20 protein-coding genes are annotated in these 21,540 nt (G+C 57.3%); 8 read left to right on the top strand and 12 right to left on the bottom strand.

Going from position 1 to position 21,540, the window contains the following annotated elements; all coding sequences use genetic code 11:
- Positions 1-13: 13 nt before the first annotated feature.
- Both ACR0AH_RS08125 and ACR0AH_RS08120 read right to left on the bottom strand, forming a co-directional pair.
- Positions 14-988 (bottom strand): LysR family transcriptional regulator, encoded by a 975-nt coding sequence (locus ACR0AH_RS08125; protein WP_170407721.1) that lies wholly within the window; start codon positions 986-988, stop codon positions 14-16.
- A 100-nt stretch (positions 989-1,088) separates the two neighbouring features.
- Positions 1,089-1,775, bottom strand: a complete 687-nt coding sequence (locus ACR0AH_RS08120) for a GntR family transcriptional regulator (protein ID WP_170422879.1) — start codon at positions 1,773-1,775, stop codon at positions 1,089-1,091.
- A gap of 102 nt (positions 1,776-1,877) precedes the next feature.
- Between ACR0AH_RS08120 and ACR0AH_RS08115 the strand changes: the two genes are divergently transcribed.
- From ACR0AH_RS08115 to ACR0AH_RS08095, 5 genes are read left to right on the top strand one after another with little or no spacing between them, the layout of a single operon-like run.
- Positions 1,878-2,480, top strand: coding sequence for an amino acid synthesis family protein (locus ACR0AH_RS08115; RefSeq protein WP_170394379.1), 603 nt, complete (start codon positions 1,878-1,880; stop codon positions 2,478-2,480).
- The gene (locus ACR0AH_RS08110) at positions 2,452-3,264 is read left to right on the top strand and encodes an alpha/beta fold hydrolase (protein WP_480591249.1); all 813 of its coding nucleotides are present in this window, start codon (positions 2,452-2,454) and stop codon (positions 3,262-3,264) included. The genes ACR0AH_RS08115 and ACR0AH_RS08110 overlap by 29 nt, the downstream gene beginning before the upstream one ends.
- Positions 3,261-4,181 carry a flavin reductase gene (locus ACR0AH_RS08105; protein WP_480591247.1) on the top strand — a complete coding sequence of 307 codons (921 nt, stop codon included), beginning with the start codon at positions 3,261-3,263 and terminating at the stop codon, positions 4,179-4,181. Before ACR0AH_RS08110 ends, ACR0AH_RS08105 begins: the two co-directional genes overlap by 4 nt.
- Position 4,182: 1 nt before the next feature.
- The gene (locus ACR0AH_RS08100; protein ID WP_170394388.1) at positions 4,183-5,220 is read left to right on the top strand and encodes an LLM class flavin-dependent oxidoreductase; all 1,038 of its coding nucleotides are present in this window, start codon (positions 4,183-4,185) and stop codon (positions 5,218-5,220) included.
- A gap of 9 nt (positions 5,221-5,229) precedes the next feature.
- Complete coding sequence (locus tag ACR0AH_RS08095; protein WP_480591244.1) at positions 5,230-6,696, top strand: aldehyde dehydrogenase; 1,467 nt, start codon at positions 5,230-5,232, stop codon at positions 6,694-6,696.
- A gap of 30 nt (positions 6,697-6,726) precedes the next feature.
- Here the strand turns inward: ACR0AH_RS08095 and hisD are convergent, their stop codons facing one another.
- The 4 genes from hisD to ACR0AH_RS08075 form a co-directional block, all read right to left on the bottom strand.
- Complete coding sequence (gene hisD / locus ACR0AH_RS08090; protein WP_480591242.1) at positions 6,727-8,001, bottom strand: histidinol dehydrogenase; 1,275 nt, start codon at positions 7,999-8,001, stop codon at positions 6,727-6,729.
- An 8-nt stretch (positions 8,002-8,009) separates the two neighbouring features.
- A complete protein-coding gene (cuyB, locus tag ACR0AH_RS08085) occupies positions 8,010-8,705 on the bottom strand; it encodes a cysteate racemase (protein ID WP_480591239.1) in 696 nt (231 codons plus the stop codon).
- 35 nt (positions 8,706-8,740) lie between these two features.
- Positions 8,741-9,754, bottom strand: coding sequence for a D-cysteate sulfo-lyase (cuyA, locus tag ACR0AH_RS08080; RefSeq protein WP_480591658.1), 1,014 nt, complete (start codon positions 9,752-9,754; stop codon positions 8,741-8,743).
- Between the two features lie 218 nt (positions 9,755-9,972).
- On the bottom strand, positions 9,973-10,947 hold the full coding sequence (locus ACR0AH_RS08075; RefSeq protein WP_480591236.1) for a LysR family transcriptional regulator: 975 nt from the start codon (positions 10,945-10,947) through the stop codon (positions 9,973-9,975).
- Positions 10,948-11,124: 177 nt separating this feature from the next.
- On the opposite strand from ACR0AH_RS08075, the gene ACR0AH_RS08070 reads away from it, so the two are divergent.
- The 3 genes from ACR0AH_RS08070 (at position 11,125) to ACR0AH_RS08060 (ending at position 14,263) form a co-directional block, all read left to right on the top strand.
- The gene (locus tag ACR0AH_RS08070; protein ID WP_170732749.1) at positions 11,125-12,120 is read left to right on the top strand and encodes an ABC transporter substrate-binding protein; all 996 of its coding nucleotides are present in this window, start codon (positions 11,125-11,127) and stop codon (positions 12,118-12,120) included.
- Positions 12,121-12,194: 74 nt separating this feature from the next.
- The gene (locus ACR0AH_RS08065; RefSeq protein ID WP_170394409.1) at positions 12,195-13,001 is read left to right on the top strand and encodes a taurine ABC transporter ATP-binding protein; all 807 of its coding nucleotides are present in this window, start codon (positions 12,195-12,197) and stop codon (positions 12,999-13,001) included.
- Positions 12,998-14,263 (top strand): ABC transporter permease, encoded by a 1,266-nt coding sequence (locus ACR0AH_RS08060; protein WP_170394412.1) that lies wholly within the window; start codon positions 12,998-13,000, stop codon positions 14,261-14,263. The genes ACR0AH_RS08065 and ACR0AH_RS08060 overlap by 4 nt, the downstream gene beginning before the upstream one ends.
- A gap of 135 nt (positions 14,264-14,398) precedes the next feature.
- On the opposite strand, the gene ACR0AH_RS08055 is transcribed toward ACR0AH_RS08060, so the two are convergent.
- The 6 genes from ACR0AH_RS08055 to ACR0AH_RS08030 form a co-directional block, all read right to left on the bottom strand.
- A complete protein-coding gene (locus ACR0AH_RS08055; RefSeq protein WP_480591233.1) occupies positions 14,399-15,325 on the bottom strand; it encodes a carbohydrate kinase family protein in 927 nt (308 codons plus the stop codon).
- 39 nt (positions 15,326-15,364) lie between these two features.
- A complete protein-coding gene (locus ACR0AH_RS08050; RefSeq protein ID WP_480591230.1) occupies positions 15,365-17,209 on the bottom strand; it encodes a family 1 glycosylhydrolase in 1,845 nt (614 codons plus the stop codon).
- Between the two features lie 74 nt (positions 17,210-17,283).
- Positions 17,284-19,188, bottom strand: coding sequence for a beta-galactosidase (locus tag ACR0AH_RS08045; RefSeq protein WP_480591227.1), 1,905 nt, complete (start codon positions 19,186-19,188; stop codon positions 17,284-17,286).
- The gene (locus ACR0AH_RS08040; protein WP_480591225.1) at positions 19,185-20,045 is read right to left on the bottom strand and encodes an SMP-30/gluconolactonase/LRE family protein; all 861 of its coding nucleotides are present in this window, start codon (positions 20,043-20,045) and stop codon (positions 19,185-19,187) included. Before ACR0AH_RS08040 ends, ACR0AH_RS08045 begins: the two co-directional genes overlap by 4 nt.
- Entirely contained in the window at positions 20,042-20,647 is a 606-nt protein-coding gene (locus ACR0AH_RS08035) for a 2-dehydro-3-deoxy-6-phosphogalactonate aldolase (protein ID WP_170509607.1), read from the bottom strand. Before ACR0AH_RS08035 ends, ACR0AH_RS08040 begins: the two co-directional genes overlap by 4 nt.
- Complete coding sequence (locus ACR0AH_RS08030; protein ID WP_480591223.1) at positions 20,644-21,537, bottom strand: 2-dehydro-3-deoxygalactonokinase; 894 nt, start codon at positions 21,535-21,537, stop codon at positions 20,644-20,646. The genes ACR0AH_RS08035 and ACR0AH_RS08030 overlap by 4 nt, the downstream gene beginning before the upstream one ends.
- Positions 21,538-21,540: the final 3 nt, after the last annotated feature.

The following is a 21,540-nucleotide window of genomic DNA, read 5'->3' as shown; positions in this document are numbered from 1 at the left end:
GGCTGATCCAGTGCTATTCGATAAGTTTGAAACTATCCGTCAGCCACGGGATATCATCGCGCAGTGGGGAAATGATGCGGTCATTGATCAGTGATCGGGTTTTGGCATCCACAAGCTCAATCACTGATCTTGAACAATCCGGCGTCGCGACCAGCGCCAGTGTGCGTGCAAAGCTCTTGCCCGGAAACGGGTGCATGCACAGCTTTGATTGGAACCGCTTTGCCCGAGAATACAGCAGCGGCGTCGTGATGGTCCAACCCGCACCGGAGGACACCATCGACATCAGCGTCTGATTGTTGCTGCATTCAAACCTGTGAGAGGACGAAATCCCCATCCGGCGTAATTGGGACTCGATCTGGCGCGCGATGATCAGATTGCTGGAATATCGTAGAAACGGCAATTTGGTTCGACCCTCAACAATGTCTTGCAAAGACTTGTCACTCACCGCAGGCAAAACGATCACAAATGGATCGCGCAGAAGGGGGCGATCCTGCAGATCGCGCATTCGTTCGCTAGGAGTAGTGGAAATCCCCAGATCCAACTGCCTGTCGCGCAGCATGTCGATAATCGCGTGGCTGGAATCCGTGTGGTACATGAAATCACAGGCGGGCATATTCGCGTAAAGATAGACCGCCAGCTCTGGAATGATGTCGCTGTCGAAGTCTTCGATCGTGCCGAAACGCAGATAGCTGGCCTCGGTGATGCTTCCTGCAGACGCTTCGGCCTTGGCCTTTCGGATCAGGTGCAGCGCATCGTCGATATTGCGCAGGAAGACCCGGCCCTTTGGGGTCAGAACCATGGGTCTACGGGTGTGGTTGAACAGCTCAACGCCCAGATGGTCTTCGAGATTGCGCAGGTGATGGGAAACGGTGCTTATCGTCAGCCCTGTTTCCTTTGAGGCCGCCTGCAGCGACCCTTTCTGCGCGCATATCTGAAACAGTTCCAGCCATTTGAGGCTGAGGTCTTTCGGAGTAGACTGACGCGGCATTCCGGTGCTTTCGTGAGATCAGGGCATTCCCGGCAAATCTACGCAGATAATGAGAGCTTTGATATCAGAATCTTGGAATTCTGGCTCAATTGCCGAGCACTCAGGTTTCAGAGCTTTCCAAAAAGCCGCGCGCGGTCTGTGCAGCATCCGCGATATGGCTTTCGACTGCTTTTCGGGCTTTGGCAGGATCACCACTGAGGATGGCATCATGGATTGCAGTCATGTGGCTCATCCCAGAACGCTCTCGATTCCGCGCTGCGAGGGTCAAGGCCCGCAGGCGGCTGATCCGGCCGTTCAGACGTTGCACGACATCCCAGGCGATGCTGTGCCCAGCCTGTAGAAAAATCAGTTCATAGAAGCGAGTTGTGGCCTGTAGCAGATTTGACCATTCGGTGTCATTCTGCGCCGCGCCCACTGCTTTCAATGCCTTGCCCAGATCGTTTGCGAAACCTGTCTCATGCGCTTGTGCACAGGCGGCGGCGGCTGAGCCTTCTAGCTGTAAGCGGATGTCATAGATTTGCTGCGCTTGGTCCCAGCTGAGGGTCGAGACGATTGGCCCGCGGTTGGGGATAATCTCAACCAAACCTTCGGCTTCCAGAAACCGGATCGTCTCGCGGATGACGGTGCGGCTGACACCAAGCTGATCGCAAAGCGGGCGTTCAACAAGCCGCTCACCGGGGGCAAAATGCCCGGCGATGATCGCTTCGCGCAGGCGGGCTTGCACGATATCCCGCAAGGTTTGCGGTGCTTTTTCGATCTTTTGCAGGGTGGAGTCGGTGTTCATCATCGACGCTTTCATATCTGTGGTACGGATACGGAACAAGTATGATTGACATATCGTATTATGGTATACCATATTCTCGGCCAAAGGCTTGCCAAAGGAATCACCATGTCCGCCGAAATTCGAAAAACGCTTCTGCATGTCGAAGACACTCTGATCGAGGGTGGTAAGTTGGCGGACACTCCGCTGAAGCTAATTGCCGCAATAGCTGTCATTCGGAACCCTTGGGCTGGTCAGGGTTTTGTCGAAGATCTTGGCCCCGCGATCCGCGATTGCGCCCCCGGATTGGGGGAGTTGCTGACCAAAATGATTTTGGATGCTTCAGGTGGCGGCGACCGGGTCGAAGCCTATGGAAAATCCGCGATTGTGGGCTTGAACGGAGAGGTCGAGCATGCGTCGGCCCTGATCCACACGCTGCATTTTGGCAATCATTATCGCAAAGCAGTTGGAGCGAAATCCTACCTTTCCTTCTGCAATACGCGCGGCCCGGCCAATGCGCCGCTGCTGATCCCCTTGATGGACAAACATGATGGCGGTCGTCGCTCTCACTACCTTACGATCCAGACTTCGGTTGCAGATGCACCTGCGGCAGATGAGATTCTGATTGCACTGGGTGCATCGATTGGAGGGCGGCCGCACCACCGGATCGGGGATCGCTATCAGGACATCGAGGAACTTGGTCATGACGTTGACAACCCTGCAGCTGTCTAACTCGGGCCGATCAGTCGCGTTCAGAGAGGCGGGCGAAGGGCAACCGGTCTTTATGATCCATGGCGTTGGCATGCAATCTGCGGCCTGGGGCCCTCAGTTTGACACGCTGAGCCAGCATTGCCGTATAATTGCGGTTGATCTGCCGGGGCATGGAGGCAGTGACCGTCTGCCATCTGGAAGCCAATTGCCGGATTTTGTTGGCTGGATGCATGATGTTGTCGACGCATTGAATCTGGCTCCGGTCGCAATCATCGGGCATTCAATGGGGGCACTGATTGCCGCCGGCTTTGCGGCAGAGCACCCCGACATCACTAGCCGTGTTGCTATGTTGAACGGCGTCTTCTGTCGCGATGCCTCAGCCCGCGCCGCAGTCATCCAACGGGCCGCTGAAATCAGCGCGGGTCGAGTTGATCTGGAAACGCCGTTGTCGCGCTGGTTTGGTGACAGTCCGGGTGATCTGGCTGCCCGTGCGCAGGTGGCGTCGTGGCTTGGGTCTGTGGATCAACGAGGCTACGCCATCGCCTATTCCGCTTTTGCGCGGGGCGATGCCACCTACGCCAGCAAGATGAATCGGATTTCATGCCCGTTTCTGGCGCTCACCGGCGACGGAGACTCGAACTCAACCCCGGCTATGTCACAAGCTATGGCCGCAGCAGTTCAAAACGGTCGGGCCGTTGTGATCCAAGGCCACCGACATATGGTGAACTTGACAGCACCCGATGAAGTAACAGCGCATCTGGTTGAATGGCTCGGCCAGCCCGCCGAAGAAAGGATTGCGCAATGACCTCGCTTGATCCCCGCACGCTGCGAAATGCATTTGGAGCGTTCATGACGGGCGTCACCGTGGTTACGTCGCATGATACCCAAGGTAACCCGATCGGGTTTACCGCGAACTCGTTCACATCCGTCTCACTAGACCCGCCGCTTGTACTGGTTTGTCTCGCCAACAGTTCAAAGAACTATGACGCATTGATCGCCGCTGACGGGTTTGCCGTCAATATCCTGTCAGAGACACAGATCGAGGTATCCAATACCTTTGCCCGGCCCGTCGAAGACCGGTTTGCCAGCGTCGAGTGGCGGCGTGGACCTGCGGGATCGCCGTTGATCGATGGGTCGTCGGCCTGGTTTGACTGCGCTATGCACAAAACCGTCGAAGCGGGGGATCATGTGATCCTGATCGGCGAGGTCAAAGCCTTCGACAATACTCCGGCACCCGGTCTCGGATATGTCAGGGGGGCCTATGTAACACCATCAACAGCTGCTGGTGCCTTGATGCAGGACACCGGCCTGATCGTCTCAGCCTTGATCGAACGCGCAGGTGAGGTTCTGTTGATCGATGCCGGTGACGGCGCGCTTGCACCGCCCGAAGCAGTGGTTGGGTCAGAAGGTGTTTCAGCTGCATTGGAACAATTGATTGAGGCCACCGGGCTGACCGCAGAGCCGGGCTTTGTTTATTCGGTTTACGAGGATGCTGAGAAAAAGCGTCAACATATCACGTTTCTGTGTCAGGCCGCAGATGGTGAGCCGAAGAAAGGTAATTTCGTCCCACTGGATGTAGTATCCTTTGGCACTGTAACCGACACGGCGACCCGAACCATGCTGGAACGATTGTCCGAGGAATCCCGGCTGGGAGATTTTGGCATTTACTACGGAAACAAGAACAGCGGCGAGGTTCGCCCGATTACACGAGGAGGTCACTGACATGCGGTTTTCGCTTTTCGTTCATATGGAACGCACCTCTCCCGATCAGGACCAGCAGGAGCTGTATGAAAACTTCATAGAACTGGCCAAGATCGCTGATGCGGGTGGTATGCATGCGGTCTGGACCGGCGAACATCACGGGATGGATTTCACCATCTCGCCGAACCCGTTCCTGAATATCGTCGATCTGGCACGCCAGACCAACAATGTGCGTCTGGGAACCGGAACCGTTATCGCTCCGTTCTGGCATCCGATCCGGCTGGCCGGAGAGGCCGCAATGACGGACATGATCACGAATGGCCGTTTGGATCTGGGCATCGCGCGTGGCGCCTACAGCTATGAATACGAGCGGATGGTGCCGGGGCTGGACGCCTGGGAGGCAGGCCAGCGTATGCGCGAGCTTGTTCCGGCAGTGCGGGGTCTTTGGGAGGGCGATCATGCGCTGGACGGAGAGTTTCATTCTTTCCCGGCAACCACATCTTCGCCCAAGCCTCTGCAACAAAACGGTCCACCGATCTGGGTTGCCGCGCGCGATCCCAACAGTCATGAGTTTGCGGTATCGAACGGTTGTCACGTGCAGGTCACCCCTTTGTGGCAGGGCGACGAAGAGATCACCCGGCTGATGGATACGTTCAATGCCGCTTGTGCCAAATTCCATGACGTCCCGCGCCCCGAAATCATGCTGTTGAACCACACCTACATTGCCTCGGACGAGGCGGATGCCCGTCGCGCGGCGGAAGAGATCAATCGCTTTTATTGCTATTTCGGCGCGTGGTTCAAAAACGAACGCCCTGTGTCGCAGGGTCTGATCCAGACGCTGAGCGATGACGACATCGCTAACCATCCCTTCTATTCGCCCGAGGCGATGATCCGGGACAATGTGATCGCCACGCCCGACAAAGCAATCGAACGTATCAAGGGCTATAGCGATCTTGGATATGATGAGTATTCTTTCTGGATCGACAGTGGGATGAGTTTTGAGCGCAAGAAAGCGTCGCTTGAGCGGTTCATCGCGGACGTCATGCCCGCCTTCGCCTAAGGAGAGAAAATGCGGCAGTTTCAGCACTATATCGGCGGCACGTTTTCGGATGGGACCGCGCAGTTTGACAGCCTTGATCCCGCGACGGGCACCGTTTGGGCGAAAATGCCTGAGGCCAGAACACATGATGTGAACGCCGCGGTTGAGGCTGCGTGTTCAGCGCTGAATGCCCCCGAATGGGCGACCATGACAGCAACGGCGCGTGGTAAACTGTTGTACCGGCTGGCCGATCTGGTCGCCGAAAATGCTCAGACCTTAGCCGAGCTTGAAACGCGCGATACCGGCAAGATCATTCGCGAAACCTCTGCTCAGATCGCCTATGTCGCGGACTACTACCGTTACTATGCCGGATTGGCGGACAAAATCGAAGGGGCGCACCTGCCGATCGACAAGCCCGACATGGAGGTTTGGCTGCGCCGCGAACCAGTTGGTGTGGTGGCCGCCATAGTGCCGTGGAATTCGCAACTGTTCCTGTCTGCGGTCAAGATTGGCCCGGCGCTTGCCGCCGGTTGCACAGTCGTTCTGAAAGCATCCGAAGATGGTCCGGCCCCGATGCTGGAATTCGCGCGTATTTTCGATCAGGCAGGCTTCCCGCCCGGAGTTCTGAACGTCATCACCGGCTTCGGGCCGGAATGCGGCGCCGTTCTGACCAGTCACCCGGATGTCGATCATGTTGCCTTTACAGGCGGCCCGGAAACCGCGCGCCATATCGTGCGCAACTCGGCTGAAAACCTCGCTTCGACTTCGTTGGAACTGGGCGGAAAATCCCCGTTCATCGTGTTCGAAGATGCCGATATCGAAAGTGCTGTGAACGCGCAGGTCTCGGGGATCTTTGCTGCGACCGGGCAAAGCTGCGTGGCGGGATCGCGATTGGTAATCTCTGACAAGATCAAAGATGAGTTTCTGGCCCGGCTCACCGAAAAAGCGGGTGAGATCGTGATCGGGGCGCCCGATGACCTAAAGACCGAGGTTGGCCCGCTGTGCACTCAGGCTCAGCTTGTGACTGCTGCAGATCTGGTTGCTGAATCCGTCTCGGCAGGGGCTACCGTGATAACGGGTGGGCAACCTTTGGACCGAGAGGGGCATTATTTCCCGCCGACGATCATCGATTGTTCGGACGCTCCAGATGCGCCTTGTCTGACGCGCGAAGCCTTTGGCCCGATCCTCTCGGTCGTCAGTTTCGAGACCGAAGCAGACGCAGTGCAAATCGCCAACAATACGGCGTTTGGGCTGGCGTCCGGTGTCTTTACCAAAGACCTAACCCGCGCACATCGAATGATCCGCAATATTCGGGCTGGCATCGTCTGGGTTAACACTTATCGCGCGGTCAGTCCGATTGCGCCGTTCGGGGGCCACGGACTATCGGGCCATGGGCGCGAAGGGGGGCTGCAGGCGGCGCTTGATTACACGCGGGTCAAGTCTGTTTGGCTGCGCACAAGCGACGATACGATCCCTGATCCGTTCGTGATGCGGTGAAGCCGGCCAATCAGCAAGATTCGGCCCGAACTAGCCCGCCTTGGATAGCCGCATCTCTGCTGCGCGAGCATGGCCTTCCATGCCTTCCATGCGGCTGATCCTTGCTGTGCGTTCAGCAAGTTCGTGCGAGGCTTGCGCCGTGCAACGCTGCCATGTCACCGTTTTGGTGAATTTATGCACTGACAGACCGCCGGTATATCGGGCCGCTCCGCTTGTGGGCAAAACATGATTTGGCCCGGACGTCTTGTCGCCGAACGGCACTGTTGTTTCGGCACCCAGAAACAGTGACCCGTAGGCTGACAGCCGGTTTAGCCACCAATCCAAGTCTTCAGCGATCACCTGCAGATGTTCGGGCGCGTAGTTATTGGCGACTCTGGCAGCCTCGTCGCGGCTGTCGCAAAGAATGATCTCGGCCCGGTCGCGCCATGCCGTGCGCGCTGCACTTGCGTTCGGCTCGGGAAGACTTTCGATCAGGGCATCGGCGCGTGCGATAACGCCCTGGGCCAGAGCTTTATCGGTGCTGACCAGCCAGACAGGGCTATCGACGCCGTGCTCGGCTTGGCTCACCAGATCCCAAGCTACTGTCTCGATCGACGCTGTGTGATCGGCAATGACCAAGGTATCGGTTGGACCCGCAAACATATCGATGCCAACCTTGCCAAACAGCATCCGTTTCGCCTCAGCGACATAGGAGTTTCCCGGACCGACAAGAATGTCGGCAGGACGCGCACCAAAAAAGCCATGGGCCATCGCAGCAATCCCCTGAACTCCGCCCAAATTCAGGATCAGATCTGCACCGCTAAGGTCCATCGCATAAACTATTGCATCGGGGATGCCCGCGCCGGGACGCGGTGGCGAGACCGCCGTGATGTGGGACACCCCTGCCACTTTTGCCGTGGTAATCGTCATCAATGCACTTGCGATATGGCTGTACCGCCCACCGGGCACATAGCACCCCGCGCTTGAGATCGGGATCTGCTTTTGTCCGGCAATCAGACCGGGTATTACCTCGATTTCGCATTCTCGGACCGTTGTCATCTGCGCTTCGGCAAAGCGACGGATATTGGCATGGGCAAAGCGGATGTCGTCTTTGACCTGTTCGGGCACGCGCTCACACGCAGATTTGCGCGCGGCATCCGACATCACGAACTCTCCGGTCCAGCCGTCGAGCGTTTCGGCATAGCGCCGAACGGCCTCTTCGCCCTCGCGCTCGATGTTTGAGAGCATAATCGCCACGATATCGCGGATGTCCGAATTTTCTGCATCGGGGCGGGGCAGGGCGGTTTTCAGATATGAGACGGCCATGGGAATCCTCAACGCGTCAGAGAGTGGGTGTGGATAGCGCCCGCCAGAACATCAACCGTGTCGATGATCGGAACGGTCTTGGGCAGGTCACGGGTGAGCAGAGAGAACTCGGAACAGGCCACAAACAAAAGCGCCGCGCCCCGCCCGGCAAGAGCGTTGGCAGCGTTGGAAAGTGTGCTGAGCGCAGTGTCAGTTGGCCCCTCAGATTTGATGTGGCGGATCGTGCCGAGCATCCTATCTTCATCCTCGGGCCAGACAGCGGTAAATCCGGCGCGCTGCAGCGGGGCGTCAAAAATGCCGACCTTTCGCAGCGCAGGTGAGGCAAGGATTCCGACCCGGCTGCCCGAAGGCAGGTGCTGCACCGCTTGGTCCACGGACAGGTCAACCATGTTCAGAAACGGGATCGAGACGGCGTCCTCTATCTGCGCCGCATAGTGGTGTGCGGTGTTACACGGCATCGCAAGCGCGGTTGCCCCGGATTGCTCCAATCCTCTCGCCATATCGGCCAGAATCGGCCCGGGATCAGACCCGTTTCCCTCGATCAGATGCGCGATCCGGGAAGGCACCTGAGGGTTCATGTCGATTAGCAGCGGCAAGTGATCGGCATCGTCAGCTGCCTGCACCGTGGACAACACGCGCTGCTGCAACAGGATGGTCGCCTCGGGGCCCATTCCGCCCAATATGCCGGTGACGCGGGGTTTCATGCAAAGACCTGCTTGTTGGAACGGATCACCGCGGTTTACAGATTGACCCAGCGGTCGGTGTGATCGAAGGCGAAATCATAACCGAAAAGACCAACCGAGCCTCCGGTATGCAGGAACACCACGCGCTCATCCTTGAACGTGCCCTTGCGCGCCAGATCGATCAGACCAGCAGCCCCTTTGGCGGAATAGACCGGGTCGAGCAGAATGCCTTCAAGTTCCGCAAACATGCGGATCGCCTCAATACCGCTTTCGGTCGGCAAGCCATAGCCGTCGCCCACATAGTCGGTATTGGCCATCACATCCTCGCGCCGCACCACGCCTGGGCAACCCAATTTCTCGGCGGTGTGGCAGGCCAGATCATAGACCATCTGCTCTTGCTTGGGCTGTGGCGCGCGGGTGCCAATGCCCAGAACCGGAATGCCGGTATTCATTGCGCAAAGCCCGGTGACCAGCCCTGCCTGCGTGCCCGAGGAACCCGTGGCATGCACCACACGGTCGATCTTAAGTCCGGCGTTGTTGGCCTGGCTCACAAGCTCTAGCGCGCAGTTAACATAGCCAAGCGCACCGGTCGGGTTAGAGCCCCCGCCGGGGATGACATAGACGTTGTGACCTTCGTCGCGTTTCTTTGCGGCGGCGCGCTCCATTTCTGCTGGCATGTCGTGGCCGCCGGGAAATTTCTCAGTCGTCGCGCCATGCAGATGATCCAGCAGGACGTTGCCGTTGTTGTTGTAGTTGGCGTTGTTATAGCTGGTGCGGTCTTCCAGCAGGATATGGCATTTCAAACCCAACCGGGCAGCGAAAGCAGCCGTCTGGCGCGCATGGTTCGATTGCGTCGCGCCTTGGGTCATCACCATGTCTGCACCTTGCTCAAGCGCTTCGCCGAACAGAAACTCCAGCTTGCGGGTTTTGTTGCCACCCGTCGACATGCCGGTGCAGTCGTCTCGCTTGATCCAGAGATCGATGCCCAGTGCCTCGGACAGGCGATCCATCCGTTCAAGCGGTGTTGGCAGATGGGCAAGGAAAACACGGGGAAAACGAGAAAGATGCATCAAGCTGTCCTGATCTGGGCCCGGCACATGGTTCAAGACCGTCATGTCTTGCCAACACGGGCCGCTGGGTGGGTTTCTGGGTTTTGAATGCCGCCTGTTTTCAAGCCGCACGGTCGGGCCTAATCACAGCGGATGAGGCGCGTCGGTCAAGCGCGCTGCACTCGGTTTCGAAAAAGCCGGAAAATAACTTCGATAATGCGCGCAGGTGGACTGGCAACTCACTCAGGTGGTGCGGGAATGGTTCGAAAGTCGTCATTCAACCACGGAAACCGCGAAATCATCGGTTCGGTCACATGCTGACGGATCAGGTTTTGCAGTGTGTTGTGGATCAATCGGGTGGTTGTCGGTGGATAGATATTGGTCGTGAATAACGACACCGTGCGCGCAAAGCTTTTGCCCGGGAAGGGTAGGGCGCGTGTATCTTTGTGGAAACGGCGCGCGCGATAATAGCTGGCGGCAGTTGTGATCGTCCAACCGCTGCCCCCGGCGACAAGTCCGATAATTGACTGATTACATTCAAGTTCGAACCGGTTGGGTAGGCTGATTTTGCTGCGGGTAAGTTGAATCTCAATGAGTCTGCCGATGGTGTGATCACGCGAGTATCGCAAAAGCGGAAGCGGGCTTTCGGCTTTGGTCAGATCCTCGACCGGCCCATCGTATGAGGGTGGCAGAATGATGATAAACGGGTCTCGCAGCAGCGGAAATTCGATCAGCCCCTCAAAGTGCTCAGGAGGGCGGGTCGCAACGCCCGCATCCAGCTTTTGGGACTGAAGTTTGTCGAGAATCTCATGGCTGGGGCGGGTAAAGTGGCGAAAATTGCACCGCGGTAGACTTGCCGAGAGATTGCGGAACAGCTCTGGCGCGACCCGGCTGTCAAAATCGTCAATCAGACCCAGACGCAGGTCGGTTGCATGTTGCCAACTGCCCGAGCGCAGCTCGGCCTCGCCTCGTTTCAAGGCTATCAGGCCCTCGTGTACATGTCGCGAGAACACCGTGCCTGCGGGTGTCAGGCCCATAGGTCTGCGGCTATGGTCCACCAGATCCACATCCAGAGCCTTTTCAAGACTGCGCAAATGATTGGAGACCGTACTGATGGACAAACCGGTTTCCGATGACACTTTTTGGATTGAACCCAACTTGGAAATCAGTTGGAAGACCTCCAGCCACCTGAGACTGAGTGCTTTCTTTGTCATCGGGTGCTCCCAAAACCAGCGGACTATCAGCCAAAAGCGAAACAAAGTTTCGCTTTTTACGCAACCAGTATTTTGATTTACCAATTCAACGCGCAGGGACTATGGTTTTTTTACTGTTCCGGAGTTCGGACGCAACAAGAGCCGACAAGTGGAACCAGCAGGGAGAAAATAGTCAAAATGATCAAGAAATATCTGCTCACAACAGCATATGCCGGGATTGCGGCCGTCACCGCTTCACAAGCCGCCGCGCTTGATGAACTGACGGTTGCATATTTCCTCGAATGGCCGATGCCGTTCCAGTATGCGAAAGCAAACGGAACCTACGAAGAAGAACTGGGCGTCAAGATCAACTGGGTGTCTTTCGACACCGGTACCGCCATGTCAGCTGCGATGGCCTCGGGTGATGTACAGATCGCGGTCAGCCAAGGGGTACCACCGTTTGTGGTAACCACTTCGGCCGGTCAGGACATCCAGATCGTCGATGTGGCGGTCAGCTATTCAGACAACGACAACTGCGTTGTTGCCGAAGCGCTTGAAATCGACAAGGGCAATGCGGGTGAACTGAACGGCAAGAAGGTCGGTGTTCCGATCGGCACAGCTGCGCATTACGGTTTCCTGTCGCAAATGTCTCACTTTGGTGTCGACATCGGTTCAATGGAAATTGTTGACATGGCTCCGGCCGATGGCGCCGCGGCATTTGCGCAGGGCAACCTCGACATGGTTTGCGGCTGGGGTGGCGCGCTTCGTCGTATGACTGAGCATGGCAACATCCTGCTGACCGGTGCTGAAAAAGAAGAGATCGGTATCCTGGTGTTTGACGTCACTAGCGCTCCGGCAAGCTTCATCGAAGAAGAGCCCGAGCTTCTGTCGAAGTTCCTTAAGGTTACCGCAGAGGCCAACGCCAAGTGGAACGCAGGCGACAGCAAAGATGAAATGCTGCCGGTGATTGCCAAGGATGCTGGTATGGATCCTGCAGACGCTGAAGCCACAATCGCGACTTTCACCTTCCCGTCAGTTGAAGACCAGCTGTCCGAGAAGTGGCTGGGCGGTGGCGCGCAAGACTTCATGCAGGGTGTTGCAAACGTGTTCGTGTCGGCAGGCAGCATCGAATCCGCTCTGGATTCGTATGATGGTGCCGTTAATGCAGGCCCGCTGACAGCTGCGAATAACTAATCACGCAGGACATTTCATGCGACCGGCCCCGGTTTCGGGCCGGTCGACAGCTATGAAAGCAGGAAGGAGGCAGGATGCCTGAACTGGACATCGTAGAATTGTCCATGCGCTTTGACTTACCCAACGGCTCCTCAGTACAGGCCCTACAAGATGTTTCACTCAGCCTTAAAGAGGGTGAGCTGATGTCTGTCCTTGGCCCGTCGGGCTGTGGTAAAACGACGTTGCTGAACATCGTTGCAGGATTTCTGGCGCCGACATCTGGCAAGATTGAACTGAACGGCCATCTGGTCAAAGGCCCTGATGCTGAACGCGGGATGGTGTTTCAGAAGGGCGCGTTGTTCGAATGGATGAACGTGCGGGAAAATGTCGAGTTTGGCCCGCGTATGAAAGGCATGCCCAAAGCCGAGCGTGACCAGATTTCCGACCATCTGCTTGAGGTCGTCGGGCTTCAGGATTTCAAGGACAAGGCGGTTTATGAACTATCGGGCGGGATGCAGCAGCGTGTTGCGTTGGCGCGGTGCCTGGCAAACGAGCCGGACGTCATCCTGATGGACGAACCGCTGGGTGCTTTGGATGCGCTGACCCGTGAGAAAATGCAGGGCCTTGTCCTGAAGCTTTGGAAAGAAACAGGCAAGACGATCATCCTGATCACCCACTCGGTCGAAGAGGCCTTGTTGCTGGGTGAGCGTTTGATTGTCATGGCCCCCAGACCGGGGCGCATTCACCGCGAATACAATCTGCCTTTTGCTGAACGCGGTGTGAATGCCGATCTGCGTGATGTGAAGAAATCCGAAGGTTTTGCGGAAAAGCGCGATGAGATCCTCTCGATGATCTGGGAGATGGAAGAAGAAATTATGGGTCGGACGGAGCAGGCATCATGATTGTACTTCTCTTCTATATCGGCCTGTTCGGTGGCGCGTTTTTTATCGTCTACGCGTTACGCCGCGGTTTGCAATCGCGTCAGGATTTCACAAGCTTGAAAACTGTGACTTTCGGCGACGAAAGTGCCGTACGAGCGGATAGGGCTGCATCGATAATCTCGGTTCTCGTGATCTTTGTAATCTGGGCGGCTTTCACCGGCTCGAAGTTGTTTCCGATCCATGTGCCGGGCCCATTTGTAGGTGATACGCAATTCACCTATACGCTCGAAAACGCGGATGGCAGCACGGATGAAGCCACGATTTTTGTTCGTGTTCCAGCCTTCGGTGAGGAAGCAGAAAAATTCGAGGTCGAGCCCGGCAGCGGATTTGCCAAAGACGATGCGGTTGCTGCTGCTGCGGGCCGCTCATCGACGATCCTGTTCGACAAGAACGATGATGCTAAACGTAATGAGGGTGCAAAGATCGTCGCGATCAACGGCACACCTATAGGTGAAGGCCAAAAGGTTGATACAGGCGATGGTACCGTAACGCTGACCGGGAAAGGGGCGATCAGTTTCACCCCCAAACAGGGCTTGCAGATGAACCCCATCTGGCTTCCAGCCCCTGAAACCGTTGTGGCCCGGTTCTTTGAGATTGCGAATGAAGGCTACCAGAACTTCTCGCTTTGGGAGCATCTGGGCTGGTCGCTGTTGCGCGTGATTGCTGGGTTTATCGCAGGTGCGCTTGTGGGGATTCCGCTGGGTTATGCAATGGGCCTATCCGGTTGGTTCCGCGGCTGGTTCGATCCGATTGTCGAGTTCATGCGACCGGTGCCGCCACTTGCGCTGATCCCACTGGTGATCATCTGGTTCGGCATCTGGGAGACCGGCAAGATCGTTCTGCTGTTCCTTGCGGCGCTTTGGATCATGACCATCGCCGCGCGGGCTGGTGTGTCCGGTGTGAACATCTCGAAAATCCACGCAGCGTATTCTCTGGGGGCGTCGAAATGGCAGATCATGCGCCATGTGATCGTGCCCAACTCGCTGCCCGAGATTTTCACCGGTGCACGTGTGGCTATGGGTGTCTGTTGGGGAACTGTTGTTGCGGCTGAACTGGTTGCCGCACAAAAGGGTGCCGGCATGATGATCATCGCCGCATCCAAATTCCAGCTGACCGACATTGTCATTATGGGGATCGTCCTGATCGGGGTGATCGGATATGGAATCGATATCCTGATGCGCAAGGCCGAGAACTGGCTGGTGCCATGGAAAGGCCGCAGCTGATCGGTCTTTCCGATACTGTGGTAACAAAGCGGCCCCCGAGCAATCTCGGGGGCCTTTTGTTTCAGCTGCGATTAAGAACGCGGCGTTGGACCTTGCTGCTGTCTTAGCTTGAACACGGCATCGGTCTGTATACCCTCAGAGCTCCTGTGCCCAAGGCGGGTTTGCCCCCGCTCGGGATACGGTGACGGCAGCGACCTTTGCACCGTATTCAAGCGCGTCGCGAAGACTGCTTGTGGGCAAAGTGCGCAAGGCGGGTTTGTTGAGATGACCGGTTTGGCTTAGCGCGGCCAGCACACCTGCGTTGAACGTATCGCCAGCACCAACTGTATCCACGACCTTAACCTTCTGGACGGGCACGGAAACGTCCGTTCCATCAGAAAGATAGCCTGTCGCGCCATCCCCCCCTTTGGTCACGATTGCAATCGCTGGTCCTGCACGAAGCAGCAGGGGAATTTTCTCGGCATGGCTTTCGGGTCCCGGTATAATCCAATCAAGGTCTTCATCGGAAACTTTGATGATGTCGGTCTTTGCGATCATACGGTTCAAGCGGGTCCGGTATCGGGTCTGATCCTTGATAAAGCTGGGTCGAATATTGGGATCCAACATCACTGCATGATCCGCGCCATGACGATCAAGTGTGGATGCATAAGCATCAGCGCATGGTTCGCAAGCCAGGCTGATCCCTCCGAAATACAGCGCGGAAACGCCCGGTAGTTGATCCGGCATGTCTTCGGGCCGCAGCATCCGGCCCGCCGTATTCTCATCGACAAAACTGTATGTGGCGTGCCCATCCCGCAACTGCACGAATGCAAGTGTCGTAGGACGGTCCGAGCGGATAACGTGCGAGGTCGCGACATGGCTGATCTGCAAGGCGGCGATCAACTGTTCTCCGAATATGTCCGTAGATAGCCCTGACAGCAGCCCCGTTTGTATGCCCAAACGACCCAATGCAATTGCTGTATTGAAGATCGCGCCGCCGGAATGTGGCACAAACCCTTTGCTGCCAGAAACCGTTGGTTCGGCAATCATATCGATCAGAGCTTCTCCACAGCACAGGATCATTCTGCTATCCCTCGGCCTGCTTGAAAATGCGCGGCCAAATTACCGTGCCAAGGCATTCTTACAGAAATTGTTAGCGCCAACAATGCCAAACTCATCCTGTTCTGACACATACAGGTTCATCGATTGCCGCAATTCATCGAACCGCCCACCCGCGTTGAAGGCACGCAGAAAATCCTGACCAAACAGCCAGCGGTTCTTTTCGGCCACCCCGCCAACCAGAAACACACCTCCGGAGGGGATAAGAGCAACAGCAAGATCGCCCATTATGGCGCCCAGATGCTCGGTAAACATTCGCGCCGCTTTGACAGCGCAGGTATCCGAGCCGTCCTGCGCATCCTGCAGAATGTCTTTTGCCGAACGTACCACACCCTCGGGCAGACCCTCGGCCATCCCGATCGCCTGATAGAGGACCGGCAGCCCGGTTCCGCTCAGGAACATCTCGGCCTCGATGGTGAGCGTATCGTCAAAAAAGCACTCGGGTATGATCTGGCGCGCTGCGCTGAAAACTTCGACCTCGTCAAGATGGCGCGGGGACAATCCAACATGGCCGCCTTCGCCGGAAACGGTGTGAAAATGTCCTTCAGAGTAGAGCAGGGCGCCCACGCCCAGCCCGGTTCCCGGCCCAACAACTAGCCGTGTCCCCAATGGTGGAGCGGCTGAGCCCTGCAATACCTCAACATCATTCTCGGTAATCTCGGCGACTGACCATGCGGCAGCAGTGAAATCATTGATGACATAGGTATGGTGCGCGCCGGTCGCTCGGGCCAGAGCGTCTTCGGAAAGATCAAGATTGGCATTGGTCAGGCGAATGGTGCCGTCCTGAACCGGCCCCGCCCCGGCCGCGACCACAGCGCGCGGCTGAGTCCCGACCTCGTCGCATAAACTGTGTAATGCGTCTTGCAGGTCGCTTACAGTGCCCGTGGGGTGTTTGCGAAGATCGGTCAGCGCCCCCTCGGTTACGACGCCCAATCTTGTATTGGTGCCGCCGATATCGGCCACCAGATTCCAATGTGCGTGTAACCCTCCCTTGGGTCTAACCCATGGGGCCGGCTGGGCGTCACTTGTTTGGATTGTCTGCAACGCCTCGACGTCGGTCCCGGACTGAACGAAAATGCCGTGTACCAAGGTGTCGGATTCAAGCGCGTCATGCACGCGCGCCAGCGAATGCACCAAGTCATGACCCGCATCGGCGGCTACGGTCACGAATGAAGGCAGCGATTGCTCATGTGTTGTGCGCATGAGTATGTCTATGTCAGCGCCCTCTTTCACGACTACGCTGCACCAATCAATCGGCTCGGCGATGATGGAAAAATCATCCCGCCAATTTTCGGGAAAGTGGCGGGCCAATCGATCCAGCAAAGTCTGCGGGTATTGCCCGTTGGTTATCGTATCAAGGATGAGCGGATCGACCTCTACACCCAGATTGGCCATCCCATAGCTCCGCATTTCCTGACGCGCCGCGCCCTGTGCAAGCAATTGATGGTGCAGGCTGCGGGCATTAGTGCGAGGGTCGCGTTCGATTCCGACGGACGGGTTCAAGGTAGAGATGTTGAATATCCGATCACCCATCCGAGCGACGACTGCCTCAGAAAACGCTGCAAAATAGTCGGCCATTACTCGATTGCGCCACCCGCCGATATCCTCCAGCGCTGGGGGGATATCGTTGTGATCCAGCACAATGCATGGCCGAATGCTGTGTGCCAAAAGCTGATCAATCCGCTGCTCGCACTGATCCAATGCGCGTGCATCAGGAATGCGACCGTCTGGCATGATTTGCTGCCAACGGACTGTAAAGCGGTGCATGTCTAGCCCAGTTGCCGGTTCTGCAGGGGCAGCCGCACCAAACAGAAAGCCATTGGGAAAGTCAGAACGGGTATATTTCATTGTCGCAACCTGTTGGAGCCATGACCAGCGTCACGCCATCTAACAGGTTATGTTAGCGGTATCTAGATTAACGTTTATATGAACCGCGTCCTGAACAGGACATCACATCCCTCGATCTGCTGGCCGTCCCATGTCACTGAATGCGCATTATAGTTGATCAGCACTTCGTGCGACTGCGTCTCGCGCCGCCGCAGCCCTTTGGGCATCGGATGGAGCGCCAGATCCGTTTTCTGGGCCGCCATGGCTATGACGCGATCCCAAAGGGCCTCATCGGGGAACCCCGCCAAATACCAAAGACCGGCACCGCCATGCAACGCCGCAGTGCCATCTGCGAAAGAAAGCAATTTTTGGGCGGAGCCTGACAAGCGCTCAACCCAATGTTCCGCAGCACCACCCCCTTCGACAATACGGGTTACGCCGGGTGGCAAAGTTTCGATCAGATCGACATGGCTGCTGAGGCCATCAAGACCTGGGCGCCCCGAATCAGGGATCTGAAAATCTGCGGTGATTGCCCCGCTGCGCGGTCCCAGAACGGCAAGATCACATCCTTGTAGTAGCCTTTGTTCAAGATCGCCTAGGGCAGCCAGGCCCGGTGCGAGGATCAGATTATAGTGCTCCTTGCCGACCTTGTCCTGAGGCACGAAATCCACCGACAACCCAGCGCGCCGCAACGCGCGGTAGGCAGAGAATACGAGCCGGAAATAGTCGAACCCCGCGCCCTGAGGCTGCGTTGTCCAGGCCCAGTCAGATGCATAATCGAAGACGATAGCAACCTGTGCATGGGCTGGTTTAACCGTGCCTATCGCGGCCAGATCATCGGCGGTCTGACGCGCCTCTGCCAAACCGGGTGCTTCGTCGCCATGCGGGGTAAGTAGACCGGCATGCATCTGTTCCTGCCCGAACGGTGCTTGCCGCCAGCGGAAATAGCTGACCACTTCGGCCCCATGGGCCACCGCCTCAAGCGACCAGAGACGCACCATGCCGGGCAGGGGTGCCGGGTTGTAGGGGGCCCAGTTCACTGGACCGGGTTGCTGTTCCATGACCCACCAACGGCCTCGACCGACGGCGCGGTATAGGTCGTGGTGAAAGGCCTGCATGTCCGGATCACCCTGCTGCAGAAATGCAGTCTTGTGCGGCTCGTCCACTTCCAACCGATCCGACAGGAAGCCAATCGGATAGCTGTCCCACGTCGCGATGTCCAAATCCCTGCCTACATCGAAATGATCGAATTCCAGCACACGCCCCATGTAATTGTGCAGCAATGGTTGAACCGTTAGCGGCCGCAGCGCATCGACCTGGGCCTTGTTGAACGCCACCACCTGATCCGAACTGAACCTGCGAAAAGCCAAAACGTGTGCCGGGTTGGGCTCGGTTACGGGCTGGTTCGGCAGCTCGATCTGATCGAAGCTGTTATATTCCATCGACCAGAACACATTCCCCCAGGCATCGTTCAACGCGTCGATCGAGTTGTATCGGTTCGACAGCCAGCGGTGAAAAGCATACAGCGCCGCAGCACTATAGCTGAGCGTCGTATCGTGACAGCCATATTCGTTATCGATTTGCCAAGCAGCGATATACGGGTTGCGGCCATAGCGCCGACCCATGATCTTCGTGATCCGCTTGCATTCGTCGATATAGCCGGTGTGACTAAAGCAATAATGTCTGCGTGAGCCGAACTTGCGTAGATTGCCATCAGCATCCACAGCCAGCATATCGGGATGCTTGTCCAGCATCCATCGCGGAGGTGTTGCCGTCGGGGTGCCCAGCACAATCTTCAGCCCTGCCGCACCCAAGGTTTCAATCGCGCGATCCAACCAGTCGAATTGCAGGTCTCCAGCAGTGGGTTCCATTCGGCTCCAGGCGAATTCGCCGATCCTGACCCATTTCAAGCCAGTCTCGACCATGCGCGCGGCGTCTTGAGCCCAGTTTTCTTCGGGCCAGTGTTCAGGGTAATAGCAAACGCCAAGTTCCGGCTTCATAGTATAACTCTGTGTTCAGCTTGACCTTGCGCCACATTTGGCGCGGTGAGTGTCATGCCATTCGTCGGCGTTCTTACAAGAGTGTCCGCGTCCAGCCCTTGGCGGGCGGTGGTGCAGAACAGTGTAGTCAGGTCATCACCACCAAAACTCGGGCACGAAGTGTGTTTGGCATCGAAACCAACCGCTCTCAGGAATTGACCGCCGGGCGTATAGGCTGCAACCCGGCTGGCACCCCATTGGGCGATCCAGATGTTTCCGGAGCGATCAACCACAGCGCCGTCCGGGTTCAGATCTTCGCTGCGCAGGTCAAGGAAGACCGCCGCTTTGCCGATGGGCCAGCCTGTCTGCGCGTCCAGTTCCCAGCGCATGACTTGCTTGGTGGCAGTATCGCTGTAATAGGCGCAGGATCGGTCCGGCGCAAAGCAGATTGCATTTGAGATGGTGATATCTCGGACCAATGGCCGTAGCTCGCCATTCCAATAGCGATAGATCGAACCTGCGCCTACTTCTGCCTGTTTGCCCATGGTGCCAATCCAGAACCCGCCCCAAGGATCGGCGCGCCCATCATTGGATCGAGTCACCGGATTGTCGACCTCAAGCGGGGCGATCAAATCTTTGGCTCGACTCTCAAGCCCAAATCGCCACAGGCCGGTTTCCGACGCGATCAGCAAAGTGTCACGGTCTACCCATCCTGCGGCTGAGACATGTTCATCGAACGCCCAGCTACGCGCTTGTTCATTTTCTCGCGTCATCAGTCGTTTGCCGATGATATCGAACCAGAAAAGCTGTTGCCGTTCGGGGTGCCACAATGGCCCCTCGCCCAGTTCGCATGGGCGGTCGTCATAGACCTGACTCATCCAACGGCCTCATCATAGGCAGCTACGATCTGCTCGGCATGGTTTGCTATGTCGCCAACCGACATTCCGGGCTTGTAGAGTGCAGACCCGATTCCGAAGCCGTCGGCGCTGGCCTTGATCCAGTCCCCAAAGTTCTCGGGGCCCGCACCGCCCACCGCAAAGACCTGAGCGCCCGTCGGCAATACAGGGCGCAGGGCAGCCAACCCTGCAAGACCGGCAAGCGAACCGGGGAAAAGTTTTAACCCCGTAGCCCCGGCCTGGAGCGCAGCGAAGGCCTCGGTCGGGGTGAACACACCCGGCCAGCTTTGCAGCCCAAGTGCGACAGAGCGTTGGATCACGGACACATCGCAATTTGGCGAAACGATCAGTTTGCCCCCGACATTGGCAACCGCGTCAACCTGATCGGGGGTCAATACAGTGCCCGCTCCGATAAGCGCGCGGTCCCCGATCTCCGAGGCGAGAACTCGGATACTTTCTAGCGGATCGGGAGAATTCAGCGGAACCTCAATCCGGTCTATGCCCGCTTCCAGCAGGGCGTGACCGACCGGAAGCGCCTCGTCAGTGGTTAACCCGCGCAGAATGGCGATGATTGGGCGGCTCATGCGGTTTGCCTCGTTAATGTTCGGGCCTGCGATAGACCTGCAAGGGTTGCGATCATGGCGTCTGCGGTTTCGACCATTGCGCCTTGTTGTTGCAAGGCGGTTGCGTAGGCGTTGGATAAGCTTTCCGAGCCGATGATCGCCAATTGCTGACCCAGCCAATAGGGCCGCGATGCGGCAAGCTCGGCGCCAATCAGGAACCCTGAAAGACGGGCGCGTGCAACGCTCTTGCTTTGACCGTGCAACAAATCAGCGGCGCGCAACCCGAATAGCCGCGTCGCAAGCTGTTCGGGCTTCGACAGCGCGTCGGCGACCGCTTCAGAAAAACTCGCGTCGTCCCAGCCCTCGTCTACCGAATGCTGCAGAACGGATTGACCGCACAGCAGATCAAACATCTCACCGGTCATGAAGGTTCGGAAACTAACGACCTCACCCGCACTGATCTGGGCCCATTTTGTATGCGTGCCGGGCAGGCAAATCACACCGTCCCAATTCTGATGCGTGCTGAGGAATCCCGCGATCTGCGTCTCTTCCCCGCGCATCACATCGGGGGGGCTGTTCTGTTTCAGCCCTGGAACAACGAATGCCCGAATGCGCGGATCGGTGTTTGGAACACGGAATGGTACGACCGGGATTGGTTCGGATGGAACCGCAGAATACGGGGCCTCGACCCAACCCTGTCGTGCCCCGACCATTCCGCAGGCGATCACATCGACTGGATGCCCGGGCAGCCAATCTTCGATCAAAGCCAGCAGGGCTGCCTGAAATCCTCCGCCGGCTGTGCGGGACATACCATCTGACGACGCGGCCTGTGCCAAAACGCTATCACCTTGCATGGCCCATGCCCGCAGATGAGATGTTCCCCAGTCAACAGCGATCCACTCGACATTCATAGC

Source organism: Ruegeria sp. AM5, assembly GCF_056540645.1.
This window is presented reverse-complemented; position numbering and strand designations above follow the sequence as displayed.

Excerpts from the sequence above, each read along its gene's own strand:
- ACR0AH_RS08055 (WP_480591233.1), bottom strand. The coding sequence starts at position 15,325 with ATGATCCTGTGCTGTGGAGAAGCTCTGATCGATATGATTGCCGAACCA.
- ACR0AH_RS08035 (WP_170509607.1), bottom strand. The coding sequence starts at position 20,647 with ATGAGCCGCCCAATCATCGCCATTCTGCGCGGGTTAACCACTGACGAG.
- ACR0AH_RS08095 (WP_480591244.1), top strand. The coding sequence starts at position 5,230 with ATGCGGCAGTTTCAGCACTATATCGGCGGCACGTTTTCGGATGGGACC.
- ACR0AH_RS08060 (WP_170394412.1), top strand. The coding sequence starts at position 12,998 with ATGATTGTACTTCTCTTCTATATCGGCCTGTTCGGTGGCGCGTTTTTT.
- ACR0AH_RS08075 (WP_480591236.1), bottom strand. The coding sequence starts at position 10,947 with ATGACAAAGAAAGCACTCAGTCTCAGGTGGCTGGAGGTCTTCCAACTG.
- ACR0AH_RS08120 (WP_170422879.1), bottom strand. The coding sequence starts at position 1,775 with ATGATGAACACCGACTCCACCCTGCAAAAGATCGAAAAAGCACCGCAA.
- ACR0AH_RS08040 (WP_480591225.1), bottom strand. The coding sequence starts at position 20,045 with ATGAGTCAGGTCTATGACGACCGCCCATGCGAACTGGGCGAGGGGCCA.
- ACR0AH_RS08115 (WP_170394379.1), top strand. The coding sequence starts at position 1,878 with ATGTCCGCCGAAATTCGAAAAACGCTTCTGCATGTCGAAGACACTCTG.
- cuyA (WP_480591658.1), bottom strand. The coding sequence starts at position 9,754 with ATGCATCTTTCTCGTTTTCCCCGTGTTTTCCTTGCCCATCTGCCAACA.
- ACR0AH_RS08125 (WP_170407721.1), bottom strand. The coding sequence starts at position 988 with ATGCCGCGTCAGTCTACTCCGAAAGACCTCAGCCTCAAATGGCTGGAA.
- ACR0AH_RS08065 (WP_170394409.1), top strand. The coding sequence starts at position 12,195 with ATGCCTGAACTGGACATCGTAGAATTGTCCATGCGCTTTGACTTACCC.
- ACR0AH_RS08110 (WP_480591249.1), top strand. The coding sequence starts at position 2,452 with ATGACGTTGACAACCCTGCAGCTGTCTAACTCGGGCCGATCAGTCGCG.
- ACR0AH_RS08050 (WP_480591230.1), bottom strand. The coding sequence starts at position 17,209 with ATGAAATATACCCGTTCTGACTTTCCCAATGGCTTTCTGTTTGGTGCG.
- ACR0AH_RS08105 (WP_480591247.1), top strand. The coding sequence starts at position 3,261 with ATGACCTCGCTTGATCCCCGCACGCTGCGAAATGCATTTGGAGCGTTC.
- ACR0AH_RS08070 (WP_170732749.1), top strand. The coding sequence starts at position 11,125 with ATGATCAAGAAATATCTGCTCACAACAGCATATGCCGGGATTGCGGCC.
- ACR0AH_RS08045 (WP_480591227.1), bottom strand. The coding sequence starts at position 19,188 with ATGAAGCCGGAACTTGGCGTTTGCTATTACCCTGAACACTGGCCCGAA.
- hisD (WP_480591242.1), bottom strand. The coding sequence starts at position 8,001 with ATGGCCGTCTCATATCTGAAAACCGCCCTGCCCCGCCCCGATGCAGAA.
- cuyB (WP_480591239.1), bottom strand. The coding sequence starts at position 8,705 with ATGAAACCCCGCGTCACCGGCATATTGGGCGGAATGGGCCCCGAGGCG.
- ACR0AH_RS08030 (WP_480591223.1), bottom strand. The coding sequence starts at position 21,537 with ATGAATGTCGAGTGGATCGCTGTTGACTGGGGAACATCTCATCTGCGG.
- ACR0AH_RS08100 (WP_170394388.1), top strand. The coding sequence starts at position 4,183 with ATGCGGTTTTCGCTTTTCGTTCATATGGAACGCACCTCTCCCGATCAG.